Below are 10523 nucleotides of genomic sequence, written 5' to 3'. Positions count from 1 at the left end.
GTCGTAGTCCGTGGACGCGCCCCGGCCCTCGACGGTCGTCAAGCCGCCGGTCATCACGCAGGCCGAGTGGGGCGCGTCCACGGACTACGACGGCACCCCGGAGTACGGCACCGAGATCAAGGCCGCCGTCGTACACCACACCGGCGTCGACAGTGACAACGGCCTGTCCTGCGCCGAGTCCAGGGCCCGGATGCGCACCATCCAGCAGGGGCACTTCAGCGAGGGCTACTTCGACGTCGGCTACAACTTCGTCGTCGACAAGTGCGGGCAGATCTTCGAGGGCCGCAGCGGCGGCATGGACCTGCCGGTGATCGGCGCGCACGACGCCGGGTTCAACACCAACACGGTCGGCATCTCGTACATCGGCAACTTCGAGAAGGCGACGCCCAGCCGCGCCGGCCTGGACGCCATCGCGCGGATCGTGGCCTGGAAGTTCGGCATGTACGGCATCGACCCGACCGGCAAGGTCACACTGACGTCCGGCGTGGACCAGGGCTACAGCGGCAACAAGATCCCGAAGGGCACGTCGGTCACGCTGCCGCGTGTCTTCGGCCACCGGGACACCAACGCCACGGCCTGCCCCGGCGCGAACCTCTACCCCAAGCTCACCCGGATCGCGCAGACCGCCAAGACCCCCGGCATCTCGCACGCCCTCGCCACCTCGGACTTCAACCGCGACGGCATCGACGACCTGGTCGCCGGCACGCCCCGCGCGCTGAGCAACGGCGGCACCCTGACGCTCGTCCCGGGCGGCCTCGACGGCCCGGTCCCCGCCTCGAAGCGGACCCTCACCCAGAACAGCACCGGCGTCCCCGGCTCCCACGAGTCCGGCGACAGCTTCGGCGCCGCCACCGCGTGGGGCGACGTCAACGGCGACGGCTTTGCCGACCTCGCGATCGGCGCGCCGGGCGAGGACGACACCAGCGGCAACGCGGACCGGGGCCAGGTCACCGTCATGTACGGCCCGGCACTCGACACCGGCTTGTCGTACACGACTTCGGGCACGGTCACGGCGGCGGGCGCCAGGCTCGGCTCGACGGTCACCGTCGGCGACTTCAACGGCGACGGCAAGGCGGACGTGTTCGCGGCCGGCACCGGCAAGGGCGGCAACTGGCACGTGCGGCTGACCGGCGGCGCGACGACGTCCGGCACGCTCACCACGGCCACCGCCGCCGTCGCCTACCTGGACGCCGCGACCGGCGACTTCAACCGGGACGGCTACGCGGACGTCGCCCTCAACTACCGCGACACGGGCGGCATCGGCCGCGTGCTCCGCTTCGCGGGCTCGGCGACCGGCCTCACCAAGGCGGGCGTCATCTCCGTCAAGGGCGGCCGCTCCATCGCCGCGGGCGACGTCAACGGCAACGGCTACGACGACATCGTCATCGGCCAGCCGGTCGCGTCCGAGTCCGGCGGCCTCTCGGGCGGCCAGATCACGATGGTCCCGGGCACGTCGACCGGCTTCACCACCACCGGCATGACGACGATCCACCAGGACACGGCGAACGTCGCCGGCGGCAACGAGTCCGGCGACCTGTTCGGCGCCTCCGTCTCGGTCGGCGACTACAACGCCGACGGCTTCGCCGACGCCCTGACCGGCGTCCCCGGCGAGGACTTCCCGCGCGCGGGCGTGAACCAGGCCGACGCGGGTGACGTGCTGCTGGTCAAGGGCACCTCGACCGGCCTGACCGGCACCGGCTCGATCCGTCTGTCGCAGGACACGACCGGCGTGCCCGGCACGGCGGAGAGCAACGACCTGTTCGGCTCGGCGGTGTCGCTGACGGACCTGTCGGGCTACGGCCGCGCGGACCTGACGCTCGGCGCCGAGGGCGAGGACGGCACGGACGGCATCGTGATGTACCTCCCGAGCAACAGCACGGGCCTCGGCTACGCCCAGGCGGTCATCCACAGCAAGACCGCGCTGGGCACCCCGACGGACGCCCACCTGGGCCAGATCCTGACGCCGTAGGGCACCGAGAACAGCTGACCCGGCCGGGACCCCGCCCATTCACGGGGTCCCGGCCGGGTCATGTCCGCGCCCGTCGGCTACGGCCGCGTCGCGTCCCGGCACAGCAGCCGCAGCGACCCGTCGCCCGTGAAGCACCGCCGCGCCTCGTCGATCGGGTCCCACATCCGCCCGTCGGGCGTGCGTATCCAGTGGTCGCCGCCCGTCGCCCACCACTCGGCTCCGGTCTGACGGACGATCACCTCACCGGCGTACGCGCCGAATCCACGCAGCGTGTTCTCCACGGCGGCGTACGGCGTCCCCTCGCGGCGCAGGCTCCCGATCATCCGGTCGACCCGCCACAGGCTCTGCTCCGAGTAGTCGAGCCGCAGCCGGGCTCCCTCGCGCATCGTCGCCACCGCGTCCGCCGCCCACCGCACCGGCTTGGTCGCGGCTGCGGGCCTGGTCTCCGCTTGAGTCGTCACACCCTGGAGAGCGTGCCCCACCTGCGATTCGTCACCCGGATCCGGCGACTTTCCCGGACCGGTGCAGGACCACCCCACCGCGCCCGCACGACAGTCACAGGACTCCCCCAGGAACCAGGTTTACGCCGGCGTCCAAGTTGACGCGGGAGTGACGCTTCGCCGCTCCCGTGCGCTCCAGTCACTGATGAGCATGTACTTCCATCTGCGCGCGGTGCCGCCCTCGGCCCTGCGCAACAGCGCGACCTGGTTCCAGCGCCTGTTCGAGGACGACTGGGACACCGTGCGGGAGCGGATAGGCCGGCATCGCGAGGAGGTGCTCGACAAGCTGTACGGCGACGTCGAGATCCTCTACTGCGGCATCCCCCCGAACCACGCACCGGACGGCCCCCGCACCCGGGTGATCCTCGGCGGCCGGCCGGCCTTCCACACCGATCCCGCCCAGCCGCCGTTCCTGCTGCTCACCGCGTCCCAGGTGACCGGGGTCGCCGAGTTCCTCAAGGGGGCCGACTTCGACGACCTGTGGCGCGAGGCGCGCATGCAGCTGCTGCGGCCGTACGACGCGCTGGACGCGGAAGCCGAGGTGCGCGGCCTCTTCGCGGCGACGCACCGCGACCTGACCGCCTTCTACGCGCAGACGGCCGAGTACGGCGACGCGGTGGTGAAGTGGCTGCTGGTCTGAAGGAACCGGGGCGATCCGGGCGTCAGCTCCTGCCCCGGGCCCGCCGCGACACCACCGCCCGCAGCACCCGGCGCCCCTCCGTCGACACCTCCAGCGCCTGACGCAGCCCGGCCGCACCATGGCCGGCGAGCAGCTCCAGGACGCTGACCTGGCGGCGCAGTTCGGCGGCGACGAGCGGTGACATGCCCACCGGGCGGACCGCGACGGGCGCCCCACCCTCCCGGACCGTGTCGAGGGACCCGACGGGAGAGTCGGTGTCGCCCTCGGCGGGGTCGAGCAGCCGGTGTATCTGGAGCGAGGCGACGGAGCAGGCGTCGGCCCAGATCCGCGCCTCGGCGGCGGACCGTACGGCGGGGGCCGCGGCCAGCATCCGCCGGGCGAGCAGGGCTGCCTCGTCCTCGATGTCCTCGTCGTCCACGATGTCGGCGACGCCCAGCTTGCCGCGCACCTGGTCCAGCAGTTCGCCCCAGACGGCGGGATCCCCGCCGCTCGCGAGGTTCGCCCACAGGGGCCGCAGTGCCTCGTCGTCACCGCCGAGCAGTGGCACGCATCGATCCAAACAAGCCAACCCGCTGGCGGCCAGTCCGCGTTCGTCGGCCTGAGCGATCAGTTCCACCAGGCTCATCCACGCCTCCCAAAGCGGGTCGGTTATGAGGGTCGGGGTCCCCGCACAGGCCCCTGGCAGGCGCACCGTCCTTAACGGAGCCCGCACCTCCCCTTACTGCGTGCGACGACCCGGGAGTGTCACAGCGGCACGACGCCGAGCCGGTCGAGCAGCCGAAAGAAGAGGTTTTCGGCCAATGGGTCCGCCTCGGCGGTGAGTACGTCGACGACGGACTCGGCGTTCACCTCGTGCCCGGCCTCGGCGGCCCAGGCGACGGCCCGCTCGGCGGCGTCGGGGGGTTCGAGGAAGTAGTCCTCCAGCGTGAGCCCCTCGTCCGAGGCGCCGAGATACCCGGCCATGGCGGCCCGCGCCAGGCAGGTCGTCCACGCCCCGCTGTCCGGAGCCGCCGCTTCCACGACCACACAGTCGCTGTCCATGACGTACCCGAAGAGCGCGGGCGCCCCCGTCTCCTGGGCCAGCGCGTTCATGCTCCCGACGTCACCGCCGTTGCTCGGGTACTCCCACACCTGCCAGCCGCCCGGCGCCTCGTCGCGCAGGGTCAGCCCCTCGGCGCCCGACAGCGCGTCCAGCTCCGCCAGCGGCCGCCGACCGCGGCCCACGACGAAGTACCCCCAGTAGCCCATCCCGGTTCCCCCTGGCTGCTCGGTTCGGCTCGGGCCGAATACACCACATTCGTACAGGGATTCGCAGCCGGATGGGTCAATCCACGGCTCAGTCCAGCCGGTCCGCGAGCGCCCTGAACTCGGCCCAGGTCAATTGCGGCTTACCCGCGTCCCACAGCTTCTGCACCGTCGCCCGCAGCGGCATCCGGATCCCGGCCGCCACCTGGGCCTGGGTCTGCGAGTTCGCGAGGTCGCACCACACCGCGAAGGACCCGCCCAGGATCTGGGCGTCGTACTTGGCCGGCACGGCCGTCGTCCCCCGCAGCACCCGCGGCGTCCACTGCTCGTAGATCCGCTGGCCGGTCGGATAGACGAAGGTCTGCGGCTCCCCGAGCACGTAGTAGAGGAACTCGTCGTTGTAGTTGATGACCTTGCGTCCCGTGCTCAGATACGCCAACGGCTCCCGGGCCCCGATCTCCTTGCCCGTCCAGTACGCCACCTGGATGTCCTTGTCCGGCTGGACGGAGGTGTCCCGGAAGAACCCGTCGTTCCAGGCCCGCGGCGTGCGGTCGTGGGCGCGGACGGTGTCGGCGCGGTCGTTGAGCCACCCGGTGGTGAGGTCGGCGACGGTGCTGCCGGAGCCGTAGGTCTTGCGGGCGGCGGTGGCGAGCTGCGGGTAGGACGCCTCGGGGTTCGAGACGACCAGCGCCTGGTACTCGTCGCCGCCGAGGTGCCACTGGTTGCCGGGGAAGAGTCCGGCGTACTCGTTCAGCAGGTCGTCGACGATCTCGGCGGACTCGCTCTTGGAGATGTCGATGGCGCCGCGCGTCGCGACCCCGTTCACATTGCGCAGCTGGAGATCGGGGTGCGCCGCGATGACGGCCCCGAGATGCCCCGGCGAGTCGATCTCGGGCACGACCGTGATGTGCCGGCTCGCGGCCAGCCGGACGATCTTCCTGACCTGCGCCTTGGTCAGATGCTGCTGGGAGACGATCTCGGGATGCGAGTCGGACGCGATGCGAAAGCCCTGGTCGTCGGAGAAGTGGAGCCCCAGCTGGTTGAACTTCAGGTCCCCCAGCTCCCGCACCCGGTCCTCGATCCAGGCCGCGGTGAAGTACTTGCGGGCGATGTCGAGCATGAACCCGCGCACCGGCTTGGCGGGCTCGTCGCGCACGACGCCCTCCGGCGCCGTACCGCCGTCGTGCACCTCCTGCTTGAGCGTTCGGGTCCCGTAGAAGACCCCCGCCTCACCGGGCCCGCTGATCGCCACGTTCCCACCGCGCACCGTCATGGTGTACGACTCCGGGTCCGCGCCCTCGTCGTCGTTCAGCGCCAGCCGTACGTCCCCGGCGCGCACGTCGTTCTTCTGCCCGGCGTACGTCAGCCCCAGCTCACCGGCGATGAGCCGCCCCTCGTCGGCGAGTTCCGCGTCGCTCACGACGACCCGCTTGTTGCCGGCGGGACGCCAGCCGGGCCCGCGGGCGGCGGTGTGGGAGGTGACCGCCGGGATCGTCCGGGGCGCTTTGGAGAGCGGATACGACCGGGTGGGCGCCGGGGTCGGGGCGGCCGTGGGTCCGGAGTCGGCGGCCTCGGAGGTGCCCGGCGCGGACCGCCGCTGCTCGGATCCGGCCGATCCTCCGTCGCCCCCGGAGACCAGGAGCCCGAGGCTCACCCCGGCCGCGACCGTCACGACGACCACCGCGACGATCAGCACCCATGTCTGTTTCAGGGCCCTTTTCGCCGGTGCGCGGCGCCTGTGCTTGTGCTGACTCACAGCGCCAACCTAGGCCCTGTGAACGCCATCGAGGCGTCCACCACACGTTCCGAAACTCTCCCGTTCGGCTGAAATTCGGGCATCCGTCGGACACCTCATGCCCACACTCGGTAACGTGGCGCCACTCCTCCCCCAAATTCCCCTGCCGAAACCCACGTGACGCCCACACACCTTCCCGGCCGAGTGGCCATACCGTCGCTGCCCGAGCAGACGCGCACTCCACCGTCCCCGAACGCGCTGGAGCCCTTCAACACAGCTCCCGTCGGCGAGGTCCGGCAGACCCTCCTGACCTGCCTGAACAGCCCCCGCTGGGCCGACCGCGTCGCGGACCACCGCCCGTACCCCGACGTGGACTCCCTGTTGGCCGCGTCCGACGAGGCGGCCTACGACCTGTCCCCCGGGGACCTGACGCAGGCCTTGGCGGAAGAAACGTTGCCTGCGCTTCCGGAGGGCGCCTATGCGGCGGCCCACACGGCACTGAGCGCCGCACACGCCGCATACGAGGCAAAATTCGGACACGCCTTCATCATCTGCCTGGACGGCCTGTCCCACGCGGAGACCCTGGACCAAGTACTGGCAGGCATCCGGTCACGTTTGGCGAACGATCCGGAGGAGGAACGGGTGGTCGCGGCAGAGGAACTCCGACGCCTGGCAAGGGGGCGACTGATGGACGCCCTGGGGGCGCGGGGAACCGCGCGACCGGCCACAACGGCGCCGCGCCCGGCATCGCATCGGACATCCCGCCCTATTGGCCGCCAATGACCCATACGCGTGCCAGTTTGATCACACAGCCAGACCCCCGCTAAGCCCAGCGCCAGCGCATCGCTACGATGCTGGGGGCCGGTGGACCGTACCCGGCCGGGCCCGACCGACAGCACAAGCCGGCGCGGCCCCAATCCCCGCTCCCGGAGGAACTTCCGTGCCGGCTGGAACGCTGTACCGCGGCCGGGAAGGAATGTGGTCCTGGGTGGCTCATCGAGTCACCGGCGTCCTCATTTTCTTCTTCCTGTTCGTTCACGTGCTGGACACCGCCCTCGTCCGAGTCTCTCCCGAGGACTACGACAAGGTCGTGGCCACGTACAAGACGCCGATCGTCGCGCTGCTGGAGTACGGCCTCGTCGCCGCCATCCTCTTCCACGCGCTCAACGGCCTGCGTGTCATCGCTGTCGACTTCTGGTCGAAGGGCCCGCGCTACCAGAAGCAGATGCTCTGGTCCGTCGTCGGCCTGTGGCTGGTGCTGATGCTCGGGGCGATCTACCCCGTTCTCGGCCACGCCGCTCGTGAACTGTTCGGGAGCTGACGCGCATGTCCACCACTGAGAAGACCGCCGGTATCGGCCCGGTCGAGGGCGAGTCCCTCTACAACGTCGACAATCCGGCCCCGTACATCGAGGCCCCGCGCAAGCGCACCAAGAAGACCCCGAAGTCCACGCGGGGCAACTTCGAGATGGCCGCCTGGCTGTTCATGCGCCTGTCCGGTGTCGTGCTGGTCGTCCTGGTCATCGGCCACCTGCTGATCCAGCTGGTGCTGGACGGCGGTGTCTCCAAGATCGGCTTCGCCTTCGTGGCCGGCCGCTGGGCGTCCCCGTTCTGGCAGGTCTGGGACCTGTTGATGCTGTGGCTCGCGATGCTGCACGGCGCCAACGGCCTGCGCACGGTCATCAACGACTACGCGGAGCGCGCGAACACCCGCCTGTGGCTGAAGGGCCTGCTCTACACCGCCACGGTGTTCACCATCCTGCTGGGCACGCTGGTGATCTTCACCTTCGACCCGAACATCCGCTAGGCACGGGGCTGAGGCAACCACCATGAAGATCCACAAGTACGACACCGTCATCGTCGGCGCCGGTGGCGCGGGCATGCGCGCGGCCATCGAGTCGACGAAGCGCAGCCGCACCGCCGTGCTGACCAAGCTCTACCCCACCCGCTCCCACACGGGCGCCGCGCAGGGCGGCATGGCCGCGGCGCTGGCCAACGTGGAGGAGGACAACTGGGAGTGGCACACCTTCGACACGGTCAAGGGCGGTGACTACCTGGTCGACCAGGACGCCGCCGAGATCCTGGCGAAGGAGGCCATCGACTCCGTCCTCGACCTGGAGAAGATGGGCCTGCCGTTCAACCGCACCCCGAACGGCACCATCGACCAGCGCCGCTTCGGCGGTCACAGCCGCAACCACGGCGAGGCCCCGGTCCGCCGGTCCTGCTACGCCGCGGACCGCACCGGCCACATGATCCTCCAGACGCTGTACCAGAACTGCGTCAAGGAGGGCGTGGAGTTCTTCAACGAGTTCTACGTCCTGGACCAGCTGATCACCGAGGTCGACGGCGTCAAGAAGTCGGCCGGTGTCGTGGCGTACGAGCTGGCGACCGGCGAGATCCACGTCTTCCAGGCGAAGGCCGTGATCTACGCGTCCGGCGGCACCGGCAAGTTCTTCAAGGTGACGTCGAACGCGCACACGCTGACCGGTGACGGCCAGGCGGCCGTCTACCGCCGCGGGCTGCCGCTGGAGGACATGGAGTTCTTCCAGTTCCACCCGACCGGCATCTGGCGCATGGGCATCCTGCTGACGGAGGGCGCCCGTGGTGAGGGCGGCATCCTCCGCAACAAGGACGGCGAGCGCTTCATGGAGAAGTACGCGCCGGTCATGAAGGACCTCGCGTCCCGTGACGTCGTGTCCCGCTCCATCTACACGGAGATCCGTGAGGGCCGCGGCTGCGGCCCCGAGGGCGACCACGTCTACCTGGACCTCACCCACCTCCCGCCGGAGCAGCTGGACGCGAAGCTCCCGGACATCACGGAGTTCGCGCGCACCTACCTCGGCATCGAGCCGTACACGGACCCGATCCCGATCCAGCCCACCGCGCACTACGCGATGGGCGGCATCCCGACGAACGTCGAGGGTGAGGTCCTCTCGGACAACACCACGGTGGTCCCGGGCCTGTACGCGGCCGGCGAGGTCGCCTGCGTGTCCGTCCACGGCGCCAACCGTCTGGGCACCAACTCGCTGCTGGACATCAACGTCTTCGGCCGTCGGGCCGGCATCTCGGCGGCGGAGTACAGCCAGAAGGCGGACTACGTGGAGCTGCCGGAGAACCCGGCGGAGCTCGTGGTCGAGCAGGTCGAGCACCTGCGCGCCTCCACCGGCACCGAGCGGGTGGCCGTGCTGCGCAAGGAGCTCCAGGAGACCATGGACGCGAACGTCATGGTGTTCCGTACGGAGCAGACGATCAAGACGGCGGTGGAGAAGATCGCGGAGCTGCGCGAGCGCTACCGGAACGTCTCGATCCAGGACAAGGGCAAGCGGTTCAACACGGACCTGCTGGAGGCCATCGAGCTGGGCAACCTGCTCGACCTGGCCGAGGTCATGGCGGTCTCCGCCCTCGCCCGCAAGGAGTCCCGCGGCGGTCACTACCGCGAGGACTACCCGAACCGCGACGACGTCAACTTCATGCGCCACACCATGGCGTACCGCGAGGTCGGCGACGACGGCACCGAGTCCATTCGTCTCGACTACAAGCCGGTCGTCCAGACCCGCTACCAGCCGATGGAGCGTAAGTACTGATGGCAACCCCCGTTATGGACAAGGTCGAGGCGGAGTCCGCGGCCTCCCCGTACATCACGGTCACGTTCCGGGTCCGCCGCTTCAACCCGGAAGTCTCCGCAGAGCCCGTGTGGGAAGACTTCGAGCTGGAGATCGACCCGAAGGAGCGCGTCCTCGACGGCCTGCACAAGATCAAGTGGGACGTCGACGGCACGCTGACCTTCCGCCGCTCGTGCGCCCACGGCATCTGCGGCTCCGACGCGATGCGGATCAACGGCAAGAACCGCCTCGCGTGCAAGACGCTGATCAAGGACATCAACCCTGAGAAGCCGATCACGGTCGAGCCCATCAAGGGCCTTACGGTCCTGAAGGACCTGGTCGTGGACATGGAGCCGTTCTTCCAGGCGTACCGCGACGTGATGCCCTTCCTCATCACGAAGGACACGAACGAGCCGACGCGCGAGCGCTTCCAGACGGCGGAGGACCGGGAACGCTTCGACGACACGACGAAGTGCATCCTCTGCGCGGCCTGCACGTCCTCGTGCCCGGTCTTCTGGAACGACGGCCAGTACTTCGGCCCGGCCGCCATCGTCAACGCGCACCGCTTCATCTTCGACTCGCGCGACGAGGCCGGCGAGCAGCGCCTGGAGATCCTGAACGACAAGGACGGCGTCTGGCGCTGCCGTACGACGTTCAACTGCACGGACGCCTGCCCGCGCGGCATCGAGGTCACGAAGGCGATCGCTGAGGTCAAGAAGGCGTTGATCACTCGACGGTTCTGACCTTCCGTCTCCAGCCTCGGGGCCCTGTTTCCGTCACTTCGGGAACAGGGCCCTCTGGTGTTTTTGGCCTGTTCTCGGCGCTACTGAAGG

General features: G+C 69.8%; 11 protein-coding genes. 7 read left to right on the top strand and 4 right to left on the bottom strand.

The genetic code is table 11. The features are described from left to right. Window positions 1-10: 10 nt before the first annotated feature. The gene (locus tag EAO75_RS02075; RefSeq protein WP_410092170.1) at window positions 11-1969 is read left to right on the top strand and encodes an FG-GAP-like repeat-containing protein; all 1959 of its coding nucleotides are present in this window, start codon (window positions 11-13) and stop codon (window positions 1967-1969) included. 77 nt (window positions 1970-2046) lie between these two features. Here EAO75_RS02075 and EAO75_RS02070 read toward each other — a convergent pair whose 3' ends face one another. Further along, window positions 2047-2430, bottom strand: a complete 384-nt coding sequence (locus tag EAO75_RS02070; protein ID WP_187284269.1) for a hypothetical protein — start codon at window positions 2428-2430, stop codon at window positions 2047-2049. A gap of 184 nt (window positions 2431-2614) precedes the next feature. Here EAO75_RS02070 and EAO75_RS02065 point away from each other — a divergent pair, with 184 nt between their 5' ends. After that, complete coding sequence (locus EAO75_RS02065; RefSeq protein WP_147993295.1) at window positions 2615-3109, top strand: DUF1877 family protein; 495 nt, start codon at window positions 2615-2617, stop codon at window positions 3107-3109. Window positions 3110-3131: 22 nt separating this feature from the next. Here EAO75_RS02065 and EAO75_RS02060 read toward each other — a convergent pair whose 3' ends face one another. From EAO75_RS02060 to EAO75_RS02050, 3 genes are all read right to left on the bottom strand, one after another. Continuing rightward, window positions 3132-3734: a hypothetical protein gene (locus EAO75_RS02060; RefSeq protein ID WP_147993294.1), complete on the bottom strand. Its 603-nt coding sequence runs from the start codon at window positions 3732-3734 to the stop codon at window positions 3132-3134. 119 nt (window positions 3735-3853) lie between these two features. Beyond that, window positions 3854-4357, bottom strand: coding sequence for a hypothetical protein (locus tag EAO75_RS02055; RefSeq protein WP_147993293.1), 504 nt, complete (start codon window positions 4355-4357; stop codon window positions 3854-3856). 88 nt (window positions 4358-4445) lie between these two features. Further along, complete coding sequence (locus EAO75_RS02050) at window positions 4446-6050, bottom strand: beta-N-acetylhexosaminidase (RefSeq protein ID WP_147994232.1); 1605 nt, start codon at window positions 6048-6050, stop codon at window positions 4446-4448. A gap of 216 nt (window positions 6051-6266) precedes the next feature. Between EAO75_RS02050 and EAO75_RS02045 the strand changes: the two genes are divergently transcribed. From EAO75_RS02045 to EAO75_RS02025, 5 genes are all read left to right on the top strand, one after another. After that, complete coding sequence (locus EAO75_RS02045; RefSeq protein ID WP_147993292.1) at window positions 6267-6872, top strand: 2-oxo-4-hydroxy-4-carboxy-5-ureidoimidazoline decarboxylase; 606 nt, start codon at window positions 6267-6269, stop codon at window positions 6870-6872. A 157-nt stretch (window positions 6873-7029) separates the two neighbouring features. Beyond that, the gene (gene sdhC / locus EAO75_RS02040) at window positions 7030-7410 is read left to right on the top strand and encodes a succinate dehydrogenase, cytochrome b556 subunit (RefSeq protein ID WP_078504082.1); all 381 of its coding nucleotides are present in this window, start codon (window positions 7030-7032) and stop codon (window positions 7408-7410) included. Window positions 7411-7415: 5 nt separating this feature from the next. After that, a complete protein-coding gene (locus tag EAO75_RS02035) occupies window positions 7416-7895 on the top strand; it encodes a succinate dehydrogenase hydrophobic membrane anchor subunit (RefSeq protein WP_147993291.1) in 480 nt (159 codons plus the stop codon). A 22-nt stretch (window positions 7896-7917) separates the two neighbouring features. Continuing rightward, complete coding sequence (gene sdhA, locus EAO75_RS02030) at window positions 7918-9672, top strand: succinate dehydrogenase flavoprotein subunit (protein WP_147993290.1); 1755 nt, start codon at window positions 7918-7920, stop codon at window positions 9670-9672. Next, the gene (locus EAO75_RS02025; RefSeq protein WP_147993289.1) at window positions 9672-10433 is read left to right on the top strand and encodes a succinate dehydrogenase iron-sulfur subunit; all 762 of its coding nucleotides are present in this window, start codon (window positions 9672-9674) and stop codon (window positions 10431-10433) included. Before sdhA ends, EAO75_RS02025 begins: the two co-directional genes overlap by 1 nt. Window positions 10434-10523: the final 90 nt, after the last annotated feature.

Source organism: Streptomyces sp. UW30 (assembly GCF_008042075.1).
Lineage (GTDB): Bacteria > Actinomycetota > Actinomycetes > Streptomycetales > Streptomycetaceae > Streptomyces.
This window is presented reverse-complemented; position numbering and strand designations above follow the sequence as displayed.

What these genes read in the sequence shown, in the direction of transcription:
- EAO75_RS02055 (WP_147993293.1), bottom strand. Translation starts at nt 4,357, where the DNA reads ATGGGCTACTGGGGGTACTTCGTCGTGGGCCGCGGTCGGCGGCCGCTG.
- EAO75_RS02065 (WP_147993295.1), top strand. Translation starts at nt 2,615, where the DNA reads ATGAGCATGTACTTCCATCTGCGCGCGGTGCCGCCCTCGGCCCTGCGC.
- EAO75_RS02060 (WP_147993294.1), bottom strand. Translation starts at nt 3,734, where the DNA reads ATGAGCCTGGTGGAACTGATCGCTCAGGCCGACGAACGCGGACTGGCC.
- EAO75_RS02025 (WP_147993289.1), top strand. Translation starts at nt 9,672, where the DNA reads ATGGCAACCCCCGTTATGGACAAGGTCGAGGCGGAGTCCGCGGCCTCC.
- EAO75_RS02035 (WP_147993291.1), top strand. Translation starts at nt 7,416, where the DNA reads ATGTCCACCACTGAGAAGACCGCCGGTATCGGCCCGGTCGAGGGCGAG.
- sdhA (WP_147993290.1), top strand. Translation starts at nt 7,918, where the DNA reads ATGAAGATCCACAAGTACGACACCGTCATCGTCGGCGCCGGTGGCGCG.